The organism is Streptomyces virginiae (genome assembly GCF_000720455.1).
Taxonomy (GTDB): domain Bacteria; phylum Actinomycetota; class Actinomycetes; order Streptomycetales; family Streptomycetaceae; genus Streptomyces; species Streptomyces virginiae.
Window position 1 is genome coordinate 143,277 of the sequence record NZ_JOAK01000011.1, and the last position, 19,899, is coordinate 163,175.

The 19,899-nt window shown below is 74.4% G+C and carries 15 protein-coding genes and 1 pseudogene; 9 read left to right on the plus strand and 7 right to left on the minus strand.

Translation table 11 applies throughout. The features are described from left to right. Positions 1–19: 19 nt before the first annotated feature. The 4 genes from IG86_RS38855 to IG86_RS0118780 all read right to left on the minus strand — a co-directional run bounded on the left by IG86_RS38855 (position 20) and on the right by IG86_RS0118780 (position 3,061). Positions 20–1,072: a slipin family protein gene (locus IG86_RS38855; protein WP_045936346.1), complete on the minus strand. Its 1,053-nt coding sequence runs from the start codon at positions 1,070–1,072 to the stop codon at positions 20–22. 70 nt (positions 1,073–1,142) lie between these two features. Continuing rightward, the gene (locus IG86_RS0118770; protein ID WP_030823908.1) at positions 1,143–2,045 is read right to left on the minus strand and encodes an aminoglycoside phosphotransferase family protein; all 903 of its coding nucleotides are present in this window, start codon (positions 2,043–2,045) and stop codon (positions 1,143–1,145) included. A gap of 33 nt (positions 2,046–2,078) precedes the next feature. Further along, positions 2,079–2,519, minus strand: coding sequence for a ferritin-like domain-containing protein (locus tag IG86_RS0118775; protein WP_030823910.1), 441 nt, complete (start codon positions 2,517–2,519; stop codon positions 2,079–2,081). Continuing rightward, positions 2,516–3,061, minus strand: coding sequence for a hypothetical protein (locus IG86_RS0118780; RefSeq protein WP_030898139.1), 546 nt, complete (start codon positions 3,059–3,061; stop codon positions 2,516–2,518). Before IG86_RS0118780 ends, IG86_RS0118775 begins: the two co-directional genes overlap by 4 nt. 157 nt (positions 3,062–3,218) lie before the next feature. Here IG86_RS0118780 and rimP point away from each other — a divergent pair, with 157 nt between their 5' ends. The 9 genes and pseudogenes from rimP (at position 3,219) to IG86_RS0118830 (ending at position 15,245) form a co-directional block, all read left to right on the plus strand. Next, positions 3,219–3,731, plus strand: a complete 513-nt coding sequence (rimP, locus tag IG86_RS0118785; protein ID WP_030823915.1) for a ribosome maturation factor RimP — start codon at positions 3,219–3,221, stop codon at positions 3,729–3,731. Between the two features lie 2 nt (positions 3,732–3,733). Further along, complete coding sequence (gene nusA, locus IG86_RS0118790) at positions 3,734–4,744, plus strand: transcription termination factor NusA (RefSeq protein ID WP_030823918.1); 1,011 nt, start codon at positions 3,734–3,736, stop codon at positions 4,742–4,744. Between the two features lie 147 nt (positions 4,745–4,891). After that, positions 4,892–5,179, plus strand: a complete 288-nt coding sequence (locus IG86_RS0118795; protein ID WP_030823921.1) for a YlxR family protein — start codon at positions 4,892–4,894, stop codon at positions 5,177–5,179. Between the two features lie 149 nt (positions 5,180–5,328). Continuing rightward, positions 5,329–8,433 (plus strand): translation initiation factor IF-2, encoded by a 3,105-nt coding sequence (gene infB / locus IG86_RS41305; RefSeq protein WP_078848090.1) that lies wholly within the window; start codon positions 5,329–5,331, stop codon positions 8,431–8,433. A 160-nt stretch (positions 8,434–8,593) separates the two neighbouring features. Next, the gene (locus tag IG86_RS0118805; protein WP_030651158.1) at positions 8,594–8,887 is read left to right on the plus strand and encodes a DUF503 domain-containing protein; all 294 of its coding nucleotides are present in this window, start codon (positions 8,594–8,596) and stop codon (positions 8,885–8,887) included. Between the two features lie 28 nt (positions 8,888–8,915). Further along, the gene (gene rbfA / locus IG86_RS0118810) at positions 8,916–9,365 is read left to right on the plus strand and encodes a 30S ribosome-binding factor RbfA (RefSeq protein WP_030651161.1); all 450 of its coding nucleotides are present in this window, start codon (positions 8,916–8,918) and stop codon (positions 9,363–9,365) included. Next, a complete protein-coding gene (gene truB, locus IG86_RS0118815) occupies positions 9,362–10,270 on the plus strand; it encodes a tRNA pseudouridine(55) synthase TruB (RefSeq protein WP_030823924.1) in 909 nt (302 codons plus the stop codon). The genes rbfA and truB overlap by 4 nt, the downstream gene beginning before the upstream one ends. 225 nt (positions 10,271–10,495) lie before the next feature. Next, positions 10,496–14,151 (plus strand): annotated as a pseudogene (locus tag IG86_RS41310) (hypothetical protein); the annotation flags it as partial. A gap of 137 nt (positions 14,152–14,288) precedes the next feature. Beyond that, on the plus strand, positions 14,289–15,245 hold the full coding sequence (locus IG86_RS0118830) for a bifunctional riboflavin kinase/FAD synthetase (protein ID WP_078905955.1): 957 nt from the start codon (positions 14,289–14,291) through the stop codon (positions 15,243–15,245). A gap of 93 nt (positions 15,246–15,338) precedes the next feature. Here the strand turns inward: IG86_RS0118830 and IG86_RS0118835 are convergent, their stop codons facing one another. The 3 genes from IG86_RS0118835 to eccE all read right to left on the minus strand — a co-directional run bounded on the left by IG86_RS0118835 (position 15,339) and on the right by eccE (position 19,819). Continuing rightward, positions 15,339–17,726: an SCO5717 family growth-regulating ATPase gene (locus IG86_RS0118835; protein ID WP_030898150.1), complete on the minus strand. Its 2,388-nt coding sequence runs from the start codon at positions 17,724–17,726 to the stop codon at positions 15,339–15,341. Positions 17,727–17,849: 123 nt separating this feature from the next. Further along, positions 17,850–18,548, minus strand: a complete 699-nt coding sequence (locus tag IG86_RS0118840) for a hypothetical protein (protein WP_030823948.1) — start codon at positions 18,546–18,548, stop codon at positions 17,850–17,852. Beyond that, entirely contained in the window at positions 18,545–19,819 is a 1,275-nt protein-coding gene (eccE, locus tag IG86_RS0118845; RefSeq protein ID WP_030898153.1) for a type VII secretion protein EccE, read from the minus strand. The genes IG86_RS0118840 and eccE overlap by 4 nt, the downstream gene beginning before the upstream one ends. Positions 19,820–19,899: the final 80 nt, after the last annotated feature.

A 19,899-nucleotide genomic window follows, 5' to 3' on the forward strand; every position in this document is an offset into this window, starting at 1 on the left:
GAGAGGACCCGCCCCGCTGCTACGGCGGGGACTCGTCCGGGTACGGCGGCGGCTCGGCACCGTCGAGGGCCGGCTCCGCCGCCGCCCGGTCCAGGTCCGCCGCCGCCCGGTCCAGGGCCGAAGGCCCGTCCTCCGCTCCCGCGGCATCGACCGCCGCCGGCACTGCCGCGGCGTCGGCCCGGGGCCCGTCCTCCGCCTCCGCGGCATCGATCGCCGCCGGCGCCGCCGCGGCGTCGACCTCGGCCGGCCCGGGGCCTTCGGAAGCCGGGCCGGCCGGGGCCGGTTCCTCCCGCGCGGCAGCCACCGGAGGCGGTGGGGCGGCGCGTTCCAGGAAACGCAGCAGCTCCACCGGAAACGGCAGCACCAGCGTGGAGTTCTTCTCGGCGGCGACGGCCACGACCGTGTGCAGCAGGCGCAGCTGGAGCGCCGCGGGCTGCTCGGACATGACCTCCGCCGCCTCGGCGAGCTTGTGCGAGGCCTGCAGCTCCGCGTCCGCGTTGATCACGCGGGCCCGGCGCTCACGGTCGGCCTCCGCCTGCCGCGCCATCGACCGCTTCATCGTCTCCGGCAGCGACACGTCCTTGATCTCGACCCGGTCGATCTGCACGCCCCAGCCCACCGCCGGGCTGTCGATCATCAGCTCCAGGCCCTGGTTCAGCATCTCCCGGTTGGACAGCAGGTCGTCCAGGTCGGACTTTCCGATGATCGACCTGAGCGAGGTCTGCGCCATCTGCGATACGGCGAAGCGGTAGTCCTCCACCGCCACGACCGCGTTCGCCGGGTCGACGACCTTGAAGTACACGACCGCGTCGACCCGCACCGTGACGTTGTCCCGGGTGATGCCCTCCTGCGCGGGCACCGGCAGCGTCACGATCTGCATGTTGACCTTGCGGAGCCGGTCGATCACGGGAACGATCACCGTGAAGCCGGGCGGCCGGATCTCCTCCCGCAGCCTGCCGAAGCGGAACACCAGGCCCCGCTCGTACTGCTTCACCACCCGGGCCGCGGCGCCCATGTAGACCGCGACACCGACGCCTGCGGCGACCACTGCTGTCAGCAGTTCCTCGACCATGACGGCCCCCTGCCGGACATACCTACTTATTTACGGTATGCCCAAGCAAGTGTCCGGTCGATCAGACCGCCTACAACCAGGCCGCGAACTCCAGCAGGAGCTCCGCGTCCCGGCGCCGCCCGGCGGCCAGGGCGCGGTTGCCCGATTCCACCGCCCGGAAGAGGGTCCAGCCCCGCAGCCGGTCCCGGTCGACCTCCAGTGCGTCCGCGAGCTTGTTCACCCGGCGCCGGACGCCCGCGGCCCCCGCCGAGGTGGCCATTTGGTCCTCCAGCCGGTCCCGGACCAGCCGCGCCAGGTCGTACGCCCGCTCGCCGACCAGCGGATCGGGCCCCACGGTCAGCCACGGCGCCCGCTCGCCCGCCAGGACCTTGCCCTGCCGGAAGTTCCCGTGCAGCAGCTGTTCCTCCGGCGGGGCCGCCAGCAGTTCCTCGCGCGCCGCCAGAGCCGAGTCGGCCAGCGTCCGCACCTCCGCCGGGGCGGCCTTCAGGGCCGCCGACTGGGTCCCGGTGCGCTCCGCCACCGTCTCCCACCCGTGCCCGGCGGGCGGCGCCACCCACAGCCGGCGCAGCGTGCCGCTCGCCTCCAGCAGCGCCTTCGCCTCCGGCAGGGACCGCAGCGACACCTCCGGGTGCAGCCGTTCCAGCAGCAGGGCCCCGTCGTCCTCGTGGTGGCGGGTGTCGAGGACCCGTACGGCGCCGAAGCCGCCCCAGTGCGCCAGCGCGGCCAGCTCCCGGTCGGGCCGGGCGTGCGGGGGTGCCAGTTTCAGAGCGGCCGGGGTCCCGTCCGCGTAGGTGACGAGGACGACCAGACTGCTGCGGCCGCCCGGGGCCTGCACCCGCTGGGCCCGTAGCCCCCGCCGGGAGAGCGCGGCCTCGGTGAGGCCGGGCAACTGCCCCAGCCAGTCCGTGTCCTGCGCCGTCCCCGGCATCTCGCCGAGCGCCCGTACAAGCCGCTGCGGCGGTTCGAAAGCCATGCGTGCGTGGTCCCTTTCAGCTGGTGAGGCTCGCTATGCGCGTTCCGCGAGCCCAGGGAAGGCTACGCCGACACCGCGCCAGCGTGCCGCGCGCACGGCCGCGGCGCTCAGCGCGTCGGCCGCCTCGCGGCGCAGCGGGCCCTCCGCCGCCCGCACCAGATCGGAGTAAGCCCCGGCCACCCGGTCCTCGATCACCGCGGCCAGCCGCTCGGCGTCGGCGGCGCTCCGCACCTCGAACGGCAGGGCGTACGCCGCCTCCGAGGGCCGGGGCGCACCGCCCAGCTCGCGCACGGTCCGGGCCAGCGCGTCACGCCGCGCGAGGTGGCTGCCGTACGCCTCCCGGGCCTCCGTGGCGCGGGCGCCGGTGGTGCGCGCGCCGATCACCCCGTACCCGTACGCGGCCGCGTGCTCGGCGGCGAGGGCCGCCTGGGCGGCCTCCAGGGCCGGTCCGGCGGGAGAGGGCTGGGGCGTCACGGCTTGGCTCCGGGGGTCGAGGTCAGCAGGTACACGTGCACGGCGCCGCAGGCGGCCACCGAGGCCAGCATCCGGGCCAGTTCGCCCGGCGCCCCGGCCAGGTCGATGGTCCGGGCCTCGGACAGGCTCCGCTCGGCGTCGGCGAGGGCGGTGAGCGCCTCGGCCGACTTCGCGGGCACCGGCTCGCCGCTCGGCGCGGGCGCCGCGGCCCCCGTACCGCCGGACGGTGACGGGGCGGGGGACGGCGAGCCCGAGGCGGTGGCGGGGGACAGGGCCGCCGTGTGCGCGGCGACGGCGGCACGCAGGGGAGCGAGCCGCGCGGCCAGGTCCGGATGGGCGGCGGCCGTGGTGTCGTAACGTTCCAGCAGTCGTGCACTGTCACGAACGGCCGCCTCCCGCATCCGCCGTTCGAGTGAAATCGTGGGGTCAGAGGCGGCCGAGCGGTCGTCGGTGCACCCGGTCAGCAGCGCGGCACCGGCCGCGCCGGCGGCCCCGGCGAGCAGGCTCCTGCGCGAAGGTCTCGAAGGCGGAGTCCAGGGCACGGCGTCGTCCTAGGGGGTGTGGGGCGGGGCAGGGTGTGATCACGGTACCCGGGGCCCTGCTCGGAGGGCGGACGGCAACACCCTCTGACACCGGATACCCTTTGACCTGACGCACGACGGAAACCACAACAGCACACGCGGCCGAGGAGTCACCCGGATGAGCACCACCCAGAGCGACAGGCTGCGCGGACTGCTGGAGCCGCTCGTCGCCGCCAAGGGCCTGGACCTCGAAGAGATCGAGCTGTCGCGGGCGGGCAAGCGCCGGATGCTGCGGATCATCGTGGACTCCGACGAGGGCGTGGAGCTGGACGCGTGTGCCGAGCTGAGCCGTGAGGTCTCCGACAAGCTCGACGAATCCGATGTCATGGGCGAGGACGAGTACGTCCTCGAGGTGAGCTCCCCGGGCGCCGACCGTCCGCTGACCGAGCACCGCCACTACGTGCGGGCCATCGGCCGTCTCGTGAAGTTCCAGCTGTCCGCCGAGGACGAGAAGGGCGCCGGGGAACTGGTCGCCCGCATCCTCGACGTCGACGACGAGGGCATGGACCTCGAAGTTCCGGGCGTGAAGGGCCGCAAGGCCACCGCCCGCCGCATTGCTTTCACCGACATCGCCAAGGCGCGTGTCGAGATCGAGTTCAACCGCAAGGACAAGAAGGAAGAGGAGGCGTAGCCGTGGACATCGACATGAGTGCCCTGCGGGGTCTGGTCCGGGAGAAGGAGATCTCCTTCGACCTGCTCGTCGAGGCGATCGAGTCGGCCCTCCTCATCGCGTACCACCGGACCGAGGGGAGCTTCCGCCGCGCCCGCGTCGTGCTGGACCGCACCAACGGTCACGTGGTCGTGTGGGCGACGGAAGACCCGAGGGATCTCGAAGAGGGCCAGGAGCCCAAGGAGTTCGACGACACGCCGTCGGACTTCGGCCGGATCGCCGCGACGACCGCCAAGCAGGTGATCCTCCAGCGTCTGCGCGACGCCGAGGACGACCTGACCTTCGGCGAGTTCGCCGGCCGTGAGGGCGACGTCATCACCGGCGTCGTGCAGCAGGGCAAGGACCCCAAGAACGTCCTCGTCGACATCGGCAAGCTGGAGGCCATCCTGCCGGTGCAGGAGCAGGTCCCCGGTGAGGACTACCCGCACGGTCTGCGCCTGAAGGCGTACGTCGTGCGTGTGGCGAAGGGTGTCCGCGGCCCGTCCGTCACCCTCTCGCGCACCCACCCGAACCTGGTGAAGAAGCTGTTCTCGCTGGAGGTCCCGGAGATCGCCGACGGCAGCGTCGAGATCTCGGCGATCGCCCGTGAGGCCGGTCACCGCACCAAGATCGCCGTCCGGTCCACCCGTTCGGGCCTGAACCCCAAGGGCGCCTGCATCGGCCCGATGGGCAGCCGCGTGCGCAACGTGATGGCCGAACTTCACGGCGAGAAGATCGACATCGTCGACTGGTCGGACGACCCGGCGGAGATGGTCGCGAACGCGCTGTCACCCGCCCGGGTGAGCAAGGTCGAGGTCGTCGACTGGGACTCCCGCTCCGCCCGGGTGACCGTGCCCGACTACCAGCTGTCCCTGGCCATCGGCAAGGAGGGCCAGAACGCCCGCCTCGCCGCGCGGCTCACCGGCTGGCGCATCGACATCCGTCCCGACACCGAGGTGTCCCCGGACACGGACCGGGACCGGGACGGGGAATAAACCGGTACCGGCCGGGGCTACCCCGACGGTAGACAGGTTCCACACCGCCGCCGCCGAGGGCAGCGGATCAGGACAACACAACAGCCGTTCGATCTTTCCTCCGGCACTCGTCGGGGAAGAGGTCGGTACGGGGAGGTAGACTTAGGCGTGTCTGGCCGGACGCAAGCCCGCGCATGCCCCGAACGCACCTGTGTGGGGTGTCGGGAGCGAGCGGCCAAGAGCGATCTGCTGCGGATCGTGGCGATCGAGGACGAATGCGTCCCCGATCCTCGCGGTACGCTGCCCGGCCGGGGTGCGTACGTGCACCCCGCCGTGGTCTGCCTCGACCAGGCGGTCCGCCGCCGGGCGTTCCCCCGGGCCCTCAGGTCCGCCGGAGCGCTCGACACGGCGAACCTGCGCAAAGCCGTGGCCGGGAAAGCCGGGACCACAGCGTAAAGAAGTAGTACGGCACGGATACCCCGTGCGGTCAGGTACCTCGCGAGTTGGAAGTAGGTCGAGATTGCGATGAGCACTCGATGAGTACGCGATGAGTACGCCCATGAAGTAGCGACGGTCCGGCGTAACCCGGACCTAAAAGGAGCGAAGTGGCTAAGGTCCGGGTATACGAACTCGCCAAGGAGTTCGGGGTGGAGAGCAAGGTCGTCATGGCCAAGCTCCAAGAACTCGGTGAATTCGTCCGTTCGGCGTCCTCGACGATCGAGGCGCCGGTTGTACGCAAGTTGACTGACGCACTGCAGGGGCCCGGCGGCAACGCCGGCAAGTCCGCTGCAAAGCCCGGCGCGCCCCGCAAGGCCGCGCCCGCCAAGCCCGCAGCGCCGTCCCCGGCCGCTGCGGCACGTCCTGCTGCCCCGAAGCCCGGCGCACCGGCCCCCAAGCCGGCCGCTGCCGAGGCCCCGGCCGCAGCACCCGTGACGCCGGCCGCCCCCGGCCCGCGTCCCGGCCCGAAGGCTCCGGCCGCCCCGAAGCCCGCTCCGGCGGCGCCCGTGGCGACCGAGTTCTCCGCGCCTCCGGCGGCTCCGGCCGCCCCGGCGCGTCCCGCCGCGGCCCCCGGCCCGCGTCCGGCGCAGCAGCGTCCGGCCCAGGGCGGCCAGCCCGGCGCCCGTCCCGGCGCCCCGCGTCCGGCCGGCGCCACCCCCGGCGGCCAGGCCCGTCCGGCCGGCACCCCCGGTGCCCAGACCCCGCGCCCGCAGGGCGCCCGTCCGGCCGGTCCCCGTCCGGGCAACAACCCGTTCACCTCTGGTGGCTCCACCGGCATGGCGCGCCCGCAGGCGCCCCGTCCGGCCGGCGCCCCGCGTCCCGGTGCCCCTGGCGCCGGCGGCGGCCAGGGTGCTCCCCGTCCGCAGGGCGGCCCCGGCGGCGCTCCGCGTCCGCAGGGTCCCGGCGGCGCCCGTCCGACCCCCGGTGGCATGCCCCGTCCGCAGGGCGGCGCCCCGCGTCCCGGTGGTGCTCCCGGCGGTAACCGTCCCAACCCGGGCATGATGCCGCAGCGTCCCGCTGCCGGTGGTCCCGGTCCCCGTCCCGGCGGCGGCCCCGGTGGCCGTGGTCCCGGTGCGGGCGGTCCCCGTCCCGGTGGCGCCGGTCGTCCCGGCGGCGGCGGCTTCGCCGGCCGTCCGGCCGGTCCCGGCTCGCGTCCCGCGGGCGGCGGCGGCTTCGGCGGTCCCCGTCCGGGTGGCGGCGGCTTCGGCGGCGGCCCGGCCGGCGCCGGTGGCGGCGGTCGTCCCGGCTTCGGTGGCCGTCCCGGCGGTCCCGGTGCCCGTGGCGGTACGCAGGGTGCCTTCGGCCGTCCCGGCGGTCCGGCCCGTCGCGGCCGCAAGTCGAAGCGTCAGAGGCGCCAGGAGTACGAGGCCATGCAGGCCCCGTCCGTGGGCGGCGTGATGCTGCCCCGCGGCAACGGCGAGACCGTTCGCCTGTCGCGCGGTGCGTCCCTCACCGACTTCGCGGAGAAGATCAACGCCAACCCGGCGTCGCTGGTCGCGGTCATGATGAACCTCGGCGAGATGGTCACTGCCACGCAGTCCGTCTCCGACGAGACCCTCCAGCTCCTCGCCGGCGAGATGAACTACCAGGTTCAGATCGTCAGCCCGGAGGAGGAGGACCGCGAGCTCCTCGAGACCTTCGACATCGAGTTCGGCGAGGACGAGGGCGGCGAGGAGTACCTGCTGCCGCGTCCGCCGGTCGTCACCGTCATGGGTCACGTCGACCACGGTAAGACCCGACTGCTCGACGCCATCCGCAAGACGAACGTCGTCGCGGGCGAGGCCGGCGGCATCACGCAGCACATCGGTGCGTACCAGGTCTCCACCGAGGTCAACGACGAAGAGCGTCGCATCACCTTCATCGACACCCCCGGTCACGAGGCGTTCACCGCCATGCGTGCCCGTGGTGCCAAGTCGACCGACATCGCGATCCTCGTGGTCGCGGCCAACGACGGCGTCATGCCGCAGACGATCGAGGCGCTCAACCACGCCAAGGCCGCCGGCGTCCCGATCGTCGTCGCGGTCAACAAGATCGACGTCGAGGGTGCCGACCCGACCAAGGTCCGCGGTCAGCTGACCGAGTTCGGTCTGGTCGCCGAGGAGTACGGCGGCGACACGATGTTCGTCGACATCTCCGCCAAGCAGGGTCTGCACATCGACTCCCTGCTCGAGGCCGTCGTCCTCACCGCCGACGCCTCCCTCGACCTGCGCGCCAACCCGGAGCAGGACGCTCAGGGTATTGCGATCGAGTCCCACCTCGACCGCGGCCGCGGTGCCGTCGCCACCGTCCTCGTCCAGCGCGGTACCCTCCGCGTCGGCGACACGATGGTCGTGGGCGACGCCTACGGCCGAGTGCGCGCCATGCTCGACGACAAGGGCAACAACGTCGAGGAAGCGGGTCCGTCGACCCCCGTCCTGGTCCTGGGTCTCACCAACGTCCCCGGCGCCGGCGACAACTTCCTCGTCGTCGACGAGGACCGCACGGCCCGCCAGATCGCCGAGAAGCGTGCTGCGCGCGAGCGCAACGCCAACTTCGCCAAGCGCGTCCGTCGCGTGTCCCTCGAGGACCTCGACTCCGTGCTCAAGGCCGGTCTGGTCCAGGAACTCAACCTCATCATCAAGGGCGACGCGTCCGGTGCGGTCGAGGCTCTCGAGTCCTCGCTGCTCCAGCTCGACGTCGGTGAAGAGGTCGACATCCGGGTCCTGCACCGCGGTGTGGGTGCGGTCACCGAGTCCGACATCGCCCTGGCGATGGGCTCCGACGCCATCGTCATCGGCTACAACGTCCGTGCTGCCGGCCGCGCCGCGCAGATGGCGGACCGCGAGGGCGTCGACGTCCGCTACTACTCGGTGATCTACCAGGCCATCGAGGAGATCGAGGCGGCCCTGAAGGGTCTCCTCAAGCCGGAGTACGAAGAGGTCGAGCTCGGTACGGCGGAGGTCCGCGAGATCTTCCGCTCGTCCAAGCTGGGCAACATCGCCGGTGTCCTCATCCGGTCCGGCGAGGTCAAGCGCAACACCAAGGCGCGCCTGCTGCGCGATGGCAAGGTCATCGCGGAGAACCTCACCATCTCCGGTCTGCGCCGCTTCAAGGACGACGTCACCGAGATCCGCGAGGGCTTCGAGGGTGGTATCAACCTCGGTTCCTTCAACGACATCAAGATCGACGACGTCATCGCGACGTACGAGATGCGCGAGAAGCCCCGCGCGTAAGCGCGAGGCGGTTCGCACCGTGTCGTAACTCGTAACACCGGGGCCGGTCGGCGGAATATCCGTCGATCGGCCCCGGCCGTTGCGTGTACGGTTCTGGTGACCCTGCCGCGCGACGGCCGGCAGGCCACCGAACCCGCACCGGCGGGACATCCGGAACTGAATGTACGTGGGGACTCTGTCCTTCGATCTGCTCCTCGGCGACGTCCACTCGCTGAAGGAGAAACGCTCCGTGGTCCGGCCCATCGTGGCTGAGCTCCAACGCAAGTTCTCCGTGAGCGCGGCTGAAGTGGGCGACCAGGACCTGCACCGCAGGGCCCGTATAGGGGTCGCTCTGGTGAGTGGGGACGCGGGGTTCCTCTCGGACGTACTGGACCGCTGCGAGCGGCTGGTCGCGGCACGTCCGGAAGTGGAGCTGCTGTCCGTACGACGGCGCCTCCACGGTGATGAAGACTGATAGCAAGACATAAGAAGGAGACGGACCAGTGGCCGACAATGCGCGGGCGAAGAAGCTGGCGGACCTCATCCGGGAGGTGGTGGCCGAGAAGCTGCAGCGCGGTGTCAAGGACCCCCGCCTCGGTACGCACGTGACCATCACGGACACCCGGGTCACCGGCGACCTGCGGGAGGCCACGGTCTTCTACACGGTCTACGGCGACGACGAGGACCGCGCGAGCGCGGCAGCGGGTCTCGAAAGCGCCAAGGGCGTCCTGCGCTCCGCGGTCGGCCGGGCGGCGGGCACCAAGTTCACGCCCACCCTGACCTTCGTCGCGGACGCCCTCCCGGAGAACGCCAAGACCATCGAGGACCTCCTCGAGAAGGCACGGACCTCCGACGCCCAGGTGCGCGAGGTCTCCTCCGGGGCCCAGTACGCCGGCGACGCCGACCCGTACAAGAAGCCGGGCGAGGACGACGAGGACGCAGCCGCGGAATGAGCACCAACGCAGGGAAGACTCCGGACGGCCTTGTCATCGTCGACAAGCCGTCCGGCTTCACTTCGCACGACGTGGTCGCCAAGATGCGGGGGATCGCCAAGACCCGCCGCGTCGGCCACGCCGGCACCCTCGACCCGATGGCGACGGGCGTGCTCGTCCTCGGCGTGGAGAAGGCCACCAAGCTCCTCGGCCACCTCGCGCTCACCGAGAAGGAGTACCTCGGCACGATCCGTCTGGGCCAGAACACCCTGACGGACGACGCCGAGGGCGAGATCACCTCCTCCACGGACGCCACCGGGGTCACCCGGGAAGCCGTGGACGAGGGCGTCGCCAAGCTGTCGGGCGAGATCATGCAGGTCCCGTCCAAGGTCAGCGCGATCAAGATCAAGGGCGTGCGCTCCTACAAGCGCGCACGGGACGGCGAGGACTTCGAGATCCCGGCCCGGCCGGTGACGATCTCGTCGTTCCAGGTGTACGACATGCGGGAGGCGGAGGCCGAGGACGGCACCAAGGTCGTCGACCTCGTCGTCTCCGTCGTCTGCTCCAGCGGTACGTACATCCGCGCCCTCGCCCGCGACCTGGGCGCCGACCTCGGCGTCGGCGGACACCTGACGGCGCTGCGCCGCACGCGGGTGGGCCCGTACAAGCTCGACCGCGCGCGGACCCTGGACCAGCTCCAGGAGGAGCTGACCGTCATGCCGATCGGCGAGGCGGCGGCCGCGGCCTTCCCGCGCTGGGACCTGGACGCCCGGCGGGCCTCGCTGCTCGCCAACGGCGTACGGATCGACATGCCGGAGGAGTACGGGGACGGCCGCACGGTCGCGGTCTTCGGACCGCAGGGCCAGCTCCTCGGGCTCGTCGAGAGCAAGAACGGAAAGGCGAAGTCCCTCGCGGTCTTCGTCTGATCGTTGACGTGGAGCGGTGAGCGCATCTGCCGTGCTGCTCACCGCTCCACGACCCCCCTCGGGTAGGTCTCTATCCACCCGGACCCCGCTATTCACCCGTCCGAGCAGGCGCTCGGAGTGAATGGAGGGAGCGTAAGGGGGCGCGTTCGCCGCGTGTGCTTTTCGCGCTGATCTTCACCTGCCTAACGTCGTGAGCACGGGGCGTTGCGGGGGAGTGGTGCGGCCATGGCGGAACTCGTCAAAATCTGCGATCCGGCCGGGCGGGAGCGCGGCAGCGGGTTCGTCGCGGACGACCGCGGAACGGTCGTCACCAGTCACGAGGCCGTCGACGGCCTGACCCGGGTGCTGCTGCACGGCCCCGGGCGCACCTGGCTCGCCGAGGCGGCCGACGTGACCGCCCTGCCCCATCTGGCGCTGGCCCTCGTCCGCACGGACGGGCTCGGGGTACGGCCGCTGCCGGTGGCGCAGCGCGGGGCGATCGACCCGGGCACCTACGTACGACTGCCCGCGCGGGGCTGGCGGCAGGCGCGGGTACTGGGGAGCGCGCAGGCGGCCTACCCGGCGGCCGGCCGGCCGCAATGGGTACCCGCGGTGGAGCTGGCGATCGGCACCGACGGACGCGACGCCCTCGCCCAGGGCGGCGAAGCCTGCGGAGGGCCGGTCCTCGACGCCACCACCGGGGCGGTGCTCGCCGTACTGGGCACCGCCCTGCGCACGGAGCACCGCTCCGGCGGCTTCGCGGTGGCGCTGCGGGCGGCCGCCGACACCGATCCGCGGGGCCCCCTCGCGGCGCTGCTCGAACGCAACGCCGCGACCGTGCCGGGCCGGGGCGCAGACCTGAACCTCGCCGGGGCGCTGGAACTGGCCGCGACCACCGTGGGCGCGACCGGGCCGTTCGAGCCGGTGGAACGGCCAGCCGTCGCCGCCGAACTGGACGCCTTCACGGCAGGCGACCGCCCGGTGCTCGGCCTCGTGGGCAACCCGGGCACCGGCCGCACGACGGAACTGAGGGCCCTGACCCTGCGCCGGGCACGCGGAGCCCACCCCGCCCCGACCCTCTGGCTGCGCGGCGCCGACCTGCACGCCACCGACACCTCCCTCGCCGACGCGGCCACCCGAGCCCTGACGGAGGCGGCCCGAACCGTCGAGGCCGGTGGCCTCGCCGGCCGGGCCGCAGACGTGCCGGGCACCGACGGTTCCGCCGGGACCGGAGGCGTGCCGTCGGGCAGCGGCCCGGGCACCGGTTCCGGCGGGGTCGGGTGTGTGCCGGGGCGATCCCCGCAGGGCGCCGAACGTACCGCCGCCGTACCTGCCGACCCCGAGAACCGTTCGGCGCCCGAGGAGACGCCCCGGCGAGCGCCCGGCCCCGGCGGAACGGACCCCGGCGCAACGGACCCCGGTGGGACGGACCCCCTCGGAGCCGCCGCCGGGCAGGCCGCCGCCCCCGCGGGAGCGGAAACGGCCGGAGCGGTATCGGCCGGAGCGGTAACGGCCGGAGCGGCAACGGACCTCGCCCTCCTCGCCGCCCGCGCCGGACGCCCCCTCCTCGTCGTCCTGGACGCCCCCGAGGAGATGCCGTCGGCGCTCGCCCACCGCCTGGGGCCCTGGACCGAAGCCACCGCGGCGTGGATGCTCGCGACCGGGGCCCGGCTGGTCGTCGCCGCCCGGCCCGAGTACTGGGAGCGGGCCGGCGCCCTCCACCGGCCGGGGGCGCTGCACATCCCGGCCCGGCGGCCCGCCGGCTGCCGCCCGCCCTGCCGCTCGCGGACCTCACCGCCGCCGAGGCCGAGACCGTCCGTGCCCGCCTCGGCATCCCGGCCGACGCCGTCCGCGAGGCCGACGCCCGGCACCCGCTCACCCTGCACCTCCTCGCCGGGATCCGCGCCGCCGGAGTCACCGCCGGCCGCCCCGGCCGCGACGAGGTCTTCGCCGCCCACCTGGACCTGCTGTGCCTGCGCACCGCAGTCCGCATCGCCGCCGCATCCCCAGGGGCCGGAGGCGCCCCCGTGCACGGCCCCGGCGTCAGGCGGCTCGCCGCCCGCGTCGCCGGCCGGGTGCACGAGGCCGCCCGGCGCTGCCTGGGGCCCGGGCAGGGGCAGCTGGACCGGGCCTCCTTCGAGGAGCTCTTCCCGTGGCGCACCGGCTGGGCCTCCGCCGTCCTCACCGAGGGGCTGCTGGTGCCCACCGGGTCCGGCTACCGCTTCGCCCACGAGGAGCTGTCCGACTGGATCCAGGCCGGCCACCTCGACGTCCCGCCGGCCCTCGGCGTCCTCGTCCACGGCCCGGCCCGGCCCGGGCCGCCCGTGCCCCGGCACCGGATCGGGCCCGTCCTGGAAGCCCTGCGCAGACTCGCCCCGGACCGGCTGCGCGAGGAACTCACCCGGCTCGTCCACGCGCTGAACGGCTTCGCCGAGGCCCCCGCGGACGCGGAGGCCTGCGCCGGCGCCGACCGCGTCTGGTGGGCCGCCCGGTTGTTGCGCGAGACCCTGCTCCGCCTCCCCGACGCGCACCCCCAGCTCCCCGTCCTGCACGCCCTCGCCGAGCACGTGTCCCGGGTCGGCCCGGGGGAGTTCGGCGGCTGGTTCTGGAACGGGCTCCGGCTGGCCGAGCCCGACCGCCTCGACCTGCTGCGCCGCCTGCTGCCCGCCGACCCCGCCGAGGCGGTCCCCGGCGACCGCTACCTCGATGCCGTGGCCCGCCGGCTGGCCCGGGACCCCCGGCGTGCGCAGCCGCTGCTCTGCGCCTGGTTCGGCGACGGCCGCCGGCTGCGCGGCCGCCCCGGGGCCACGGTCGCCACCGCGGCGCAGGCCCTGCTGCACACCCACCGCCGCCTCGCCCCGGACGACCTCACCGAGGCGCTCGTCGGCGCCGCGCACCCCCGCGCCGACGAGCTGCTCGCCGTACTCGCCGAGGAGGAGCCCTCCGCCCTGTGCCGTGCCGTGGACCGCTGGGCCCACGACGAACGGCCCGGGCGCCGGGTCGCGGCCGCCGCCTACGGCCTCGCCACCGCCCCGCACGTTCGCACCGCCGCCGACCGGGAGCTGCTGCGCCGCGCGGCCCGGGCGCTGCTCGCCCGGCCCGCCGACGTCACCCTGCACGGCAGCGCCCTGGCCGTGCTGCTGCGCGACCCGCAGGTGCGCGCCCGCTACCTCCCCGACGCCCTCGCGTCCTTCGCCGATCCCGATCCCGGCTCGCGGCTGCCCGCCGCCGCGCTGGTCGCGGCCCTGCCCGTACTCCCGGACCAGGACGCGGTGTTCGCCGCGCTGCGCGCCCGCGCCGACGGGGAGGTGCTTCGCGCCCTGGCCGCGCTGACCACGCCGGGGCTGGCCCGGCGCGCGGCCGAGCTCGTACGGGAGCACCTCGCGCGCACCCCCGGGGACGCGCCGCACGCCGCCGCCTTCGTCGACCGGCGGCTCGAGCAGGGGCCCGCCGCGGTTCCCGCCCTGCGCCCGCTGGTGCTGGACCTGCTGCGGACCGCGCCGGCCGGGGTGCGGGCCGAGCTCGCCGCGGTACTGGGCGCGCCGGGCGGGGAGCCCTCGCACGCGCTGCGCGGCGATCTGGCCGAGGTGCTGCTGCGCGAGGAGAGCGACCCGCGGGTGCTGGACGCCTTCCTCGGGGCCGTCGCGGCAGGGGCCTCGGCGCGCCCGGAGGACCGGACCCGGGAGCTGCTGCGCCGCACCGGGCGGCAGCTGCTGCGGGCCCCCGGCGGTCCGGCGGTCTTCGAGCGGCGCACGGTGGAGCTGGCCCGGGCCCGGCCGGCCTTCGGCGCGCTGGTGGCCCGCTGGCTGGCGCAGTCGGTCACCGAGGCCGCGGCCCTGCTGGGGCCGAGCGCCCGGCGGACGGTGGAGACCCTCAGCAGGGCCGCGGCGGATGTGACGTGAAGATCCGCGACGGCGGCCCGGCGGGCCCGTCCGGCCCGGACGCCGATGCGTGGCACCGGCCCCCGGCATGGCAGTCTTAGACCTGCAATCGGCAATCAGTTCAAGGACCAAGCGGGTTCGGGCGAGGAGCGGTCACAGTGCAGCGCTGGCGTGGCTTGGAGGACATCCCCCAGGACTGGGGACGCAGCGTCGTCACCATCGGCTCCTACGACGGCGTGCACCGGGGACATCAGCTGATCATCGGCCGGGCCGTGGCCATGGCGCGCGAGCTCGGCGTCCCCTCCGTCGTCGTCACCTTCGACCCGCACCCGAGCGAGGTCGTCCGCCCCGGCAGCCACCCGCCGATCCTGGCCCCGTACGACCGGCGCGCCGAGCTGATGGCCGGACTGGGCGTGGACGCGCTGCTGATCCTGCCGTTCACCGCCGAGTTCTCGCAGCTGTCCCCGGCCGACTTCATCGTGAAGGTGCTCGTCGACAAGCTGCACGCCCGGGCCGTCATCGAGGGCCCGAACTTCCGCTTCGGCCACCGGGCCGCGGGGAACGTCGACTTCCTGCGCGAGCTGGGCTCCACGTACGACTACCAGGTCGAGGTCGTGGACCTGGTGGAGCGCGGCACGGCGGGCGGCGGCGTGCCGTTCTCCTCGACGCTGGCGCGCCGGCTGGTCGCCGAGGGCGACATGGACGGCGCCGCCGAGGTCCTGGGACGCCCGCACCGGGTCGAGGGCGTGGTGGTGCGCGGAGCACAGCGCGGGCGTGAGCTCGGCTACCCGACGGCGAACGTCGAGACGCAGCCGCACACGGCGATCCCGGCGGACGGGGTCTACGCGGGCTGGCTGACGGCGGACGGCGAACGGATGCCCGCGGCGATCTCGGTGGGGACGAACGTGCAGTTCGACGCGACCGAGCGGACGGTGGAGGCGTACGCGATCGACCGGCTCGGGCTGGACCTGTACGGGAAGCACGTGGCCGTCGACTTCCTCGCGTACGTGCGCGGGATGGCGAAGTTCGAGTCGCTGGACGGGCTGCTGGAGGCGATCGCGGACGACGTGAAGCGGGCCCGGGTGCTGACCGACACGTACGACGCGAGGCGCTGACGCGAGTACGGGCGAGGGCCCGTACCGCCCCGGATCCGGATCGGATCCCCGGGTGGTACGGGCCCTCGCCCGTTGTGCTCGGCGCGGCGGCCGTCAGCCGAGACGCGGATCGCGCGGCGGCTGCGGGGGCTGCTGGGGCGGTGCGGCCGGGGGCTGCTGCCACGGCTGGCCGGGCTGGGGGTAGGGCTGCCCGTAGGGTCCCGGCTGCTGCGGCGGCTGCTGGTACGGGGGCTGGCCCTGCGGCTGGCCGTAGGGCTGCGGCTGCGGCTGGGGCGGCGGCTGCGGCTGGTGGTGCTGCGGCTGTTGGGGGTGTGGTTGGGGCTGGTGGGGCTGCTGCGGTGCTCCCCAGTGGTTCTGCGGGGCCTGCTGCTGGGCCCGCAGGAAGTCCTCGGCCACGAGGGCGGAGAGGTTGAAGTACGCCTCTCGGGTCTTGGGCCGCATCATGTCGAGGTCGACTTCCGCGCCGGCTGCGAGGTGCTCGTCGAAGGGCACCACGACGACACCGCGGCAGCGGGTCTCGAAGTGCTGCACGATGTCCTCGATCTTGATCATCTTGGCTGTCTCGCGGACCCCCGAGATGACGGTGAGGGAGCGGGAGACGAGGTCCGCGTAGCCGTGGGCGGAGAGCCAGTCGAGGGTGGTGCTGGCGCTGCTGGCGCCGTCCACGGACGGGGTCGAGATGATGATCAGCTGATCGGCCAGGTCCAGGACGCCGCGCATGGCGGAGTAGAGCAGACCCGTGCCCGAGTCGGTGAGGATGATCGGGTACTGGCGGCCCAGCGTCTCGATGACGCGGCGGTAGTCCTCGTCGTTGAAGGTCGTGGAGACCGCGGGGTCCACGTCGTTGGCGATGATCTCCAGACCGGAGGGCGCCTGCGAGGTGAACCGGCGGATGTCCATATACGAGTTCAGGTACGGGATCGCCTGGACCAGGTCCCGGATCGTCGCGCCGGTCTCGCGGCGGACACGGCGGCCGAGGGTGCCGGCGTCCGGGTTCGCGTCGATGGCCAGGATCTTGTCCTGGCGCTCGGTGGCGAGGGTGGCGCCGAGCGCGGTGGTGGTCGTGGTCTTGCCGACGCCGCCCTTGAGGCTGATGACGGCGATGCGGTAGCAGGACATGACCGGGGTGCGGATCAGCTCCAGCTTGCGGCGGCGTTCGGCCTCGGCCGCTTTGCCGCCGAAGCGGAAGAGGCCGCCGCCGGCGCCGTTGTTGTTGCTCTTGGGCTTCTGCTTGTTGCGCAGCAGCCGGTCCGAGGACAGCTCGACGGCGGCGGTGTAGCCGAGCGGCGCCCCACCGCCGGTGGGCGCGGCCGCGTACCGGGGGTCGTGGGGCTGGGGCTGCGGCTGGGGCGGCTGCGGCTGCGCAGGCTGCTGACCGGGGCCCGCGGGCCACTGACCGGCGGCGCGGGGGTCGTACTGCGGCTGCGGCTGGGGCTGCTGCGGGGCGGGGGCGGGCGGCGGGAAGCCGTAGCCCTGGTTTGCGAACGCGGGCGGCGGCGGAGGCAGTTCACCGGGAGGCCCGCCGAACGGGCTCTCCTGCGGAGCCGGAGCCACCGGCTGCACCGGAGCGGGTACGGCGTCGGCCGGTTCCGGGGCCGCCTCCTCGGCCGGAGCCGGAGCCGGAGCCGGAGCCGGGGCCGGGGCCGGGGACGCGAACGGCGCCGGGGCTTCGGGTGCCGGAGGAACGGCGTCGAACGGGGCGGGCTCCGCGGCCTCGGTCAGCGCGGGGGCCGCCTCGGCCGCAGCCGGAGCGGAGTACGGCGGCTCGGGAGCCGGAGCCGGAGCCGGAGCCGCGGCCTCGGGCACCGCGGGAGCCGGAGCCGCGGCCTCGGGCACCGCGGGAGCGGGCTCGACCGGAGCCGGAGCCGGGGAAGGAAGAGCGGCCGCGTACGGCGGCTCCGGGGCCGCGATCGGCTCGGGAGCGGCGTACGGCGGCTCGTCAGCCGGAGCCGGAGCCGGAGCGGCGGCCGCGTACGGCAGCTCGGGGGCCGCGATCGGCTCCTGGGGCGCGTACACGGATGCGTCAGCCGGGGCCGGGGCCGGAGCCGGATCCGGGGTCGGAGCGGCGGCCGCGTACGGCAGCTCGGGGGCCGCGATCGGCTCGGGAGCCGGAACCGGGACCGGTGTCGCGTACGGCGGCTCAGGTGCCGGGGCCGGGGCCGGAAGGGCCGGGTCGGCCGTGGCCGCGAGCGGGAACGGCGGGGCCGTACCCGCACCGTCGGACGGGGTCCGCGGCGCCGGCGGGGCGATCCGCATCGTCGAAGGGGAGTCCAGGTCCGTCGGGCGGTGCGGCTCGAAGCCGCTCCCCTCGGGCAGCCCCGGCACCTGCGCGGCCGCGGCCGGGGACGCACTCTGCGTGTACCAGGCCGGTGGTGTGTAGTCGATGGTGAACTCGCCCGTCATCTCGGGCTCCGCGTCGGACTGATCGTCCGTCGGGACGTCCCACGTCCCGCCGCGCCTCTCGTTCCGATCGCCGCTCACTGGTCCTCCTGGTCTGTCGAACACTGCTCCGGCGCCCACCCACGCCGCGCCGACGTCCAGCCTAATCGGGGCGCGTCGCCCCTGTCCGCCGCGTCCCGTTCCACGGGGAGGGCGCGCGGCGCGTCAGTCGATGCGGCGCGCCGCGCCCAGCAGGCCGGTCTCCGCCTCGGTCCCCTGGGTCATCACGAACTGCCGGTCCCGCGGGGTGCACCACAGGGTCACTCCGTCGCCCAGGGTCGGCAGGGAGGCCACGGCCTGACGCGGCAGCCGCATCAGGCGGCCGATCTGCTCCGCCTCGTCCGGGGACACCCGCTGCACGCCCACCAGCGACGCCTGCTGGAGCAGGCGCGGTGCCGTCGGGCTCAGATACGGCAGCAGGGTCAGCACCGACTGCCACGGCCCGGCCACCACGCGACCGCGCGGCGGCCGCATGCCGCAGTCGCGGATCACCAGGACCGGGCTGCCCGCGGACGCGCCCTGCGGCGGGATCCGTCCCACCTCGTGCAGGGTCACGCACTGCTGCCCGCCGCCCGCCGCCTGGGCCAGCCCGGACCACACCTGCCCGCGCCCGGTCTCCACCGCCACCCGCGCACCCGTCGCCGCCGCGCGCAGCGCCAGCACCTGCGCCGTCCACAGGCCGCCGATCAGCGTCACCTCGTACGGCGTCGGCCGGTTGATGCCGAGCACCGCAGACCGTCCCTCGGCGTCCACGCCGATGACGACCCCGTCGTCCCCGACGGGCACCGCCAGCGCGTCCAGGTCCGCCGCGGGCACCACGTGCCGCTCCCGCCGCGGGCCGACCAGCCCGAAACCGCCCCTCATCGCGCGCCTCCCAGCGGCAGCGAAGCCAGCAGCCCCGGCACCTGTTCGCGGTCGAGCCGGACCAGCCCGGTCTTCACGCCCCGCGCCGTCCTCTCCAACTCCCGCCGTGCCGCGACCAGTTCCTCGTCGCTGCGGCCCGTCACCCGTACGTGTCCGGTCAGGGTCACGCCCTGCCGCTCCGCCGGGGCCATCGTCAGGCTGAAGGTCGTCGCGAGGGCGGGCAGGGAGGTCAGCAGCGCCACGAACTGCGGCAGCGCCGCGGCCCCGCCGCCGCCCAGCTGCGGCCAGCGGCCTATCCAGTACGTCGTGTGCCGGCGGTCGTCGCAGCGCCAGGTCCGGGAGGTCTCCTCGGTGCGCCGCCCGGTGCTGGCCGACCGGCCGGCCTGGGTGATCGCCATCGGGTTCGCGCACGAGGACGTGGCCAGCGCCGCCGTCAGCTCCTGCTCGGTCAGCACGGTGGCCGTGAATCCGGCGCCGGCGAGCCGGCTCGCCAGCTGGTCCGCCGCGCGCACCACGCACCGCTGCGCGCCCGCCAGCCCGCCGCCGCGGGCGGTGACCGCCTCGGGGCACAGCTCCGGGTCCAGCTTGAGGGCGATCCAGGTCAGCCGCACCGCCGGCGTGCCCGTACGGGCCTGCAGCGGCGCGTAGTTGCGCGTGGCCATCGACCGTTCCGGCAGGTGCGGGGCCGGCGCGGGCTGCGTGTGCTGCACCAGCTGCGCGGACTCCAGCCGGATGCCGTCCACTTCGAGGATGTCCCGTACGACGCCGAGCGGCAGCGGCCGCGCCGCCCGGTCGGGGCGCAGCGCGGTGGCGTCCGTGTCCACCTGGACCACCGCGGTCAGGAAGGTGCCGTCGCCGACCATTCCGACCGGACGCCGGTCGCGGTCGCTGAAGGTCAGGGTGCGCAGGGCCGGATCGGCCTCGACCAGCGGGGCGAGACCCGGTTCCGTGCCCGCGGGCACGGCGAAGGACGCGGCCCGGCGGCGCCGCGCGCGCAACGAGAGCGCGCTGCCGATCCACTCCGGCAGGGAACGCTGGTGCCGGCGTACGACCGCGAGGACCACCAGGACGAGCGCGAGCGCGCCGACGGGCACCAGGAGCAGCGGCTCGACCACCCATGCCACGAGCAGCCCGGCCGCCGCGACCTGGAGCATTACGAGTTGTTGCAGTCGGAACGGACCGAAGCGGCCGGGGCTCGACTTCGGGTGCGGCGTCACCCCGCCGCGGGCGGGTGCGGGCGCGCCGGTCTGCGGCTCCGTCGCCGTGGCCATCACTCGCGCACTTCCCCTCTCCAGGGCCAGACCTCATGAGTTCCGGCGCTGCGCGACTCCCGTCGCGGGACCCCGGAATC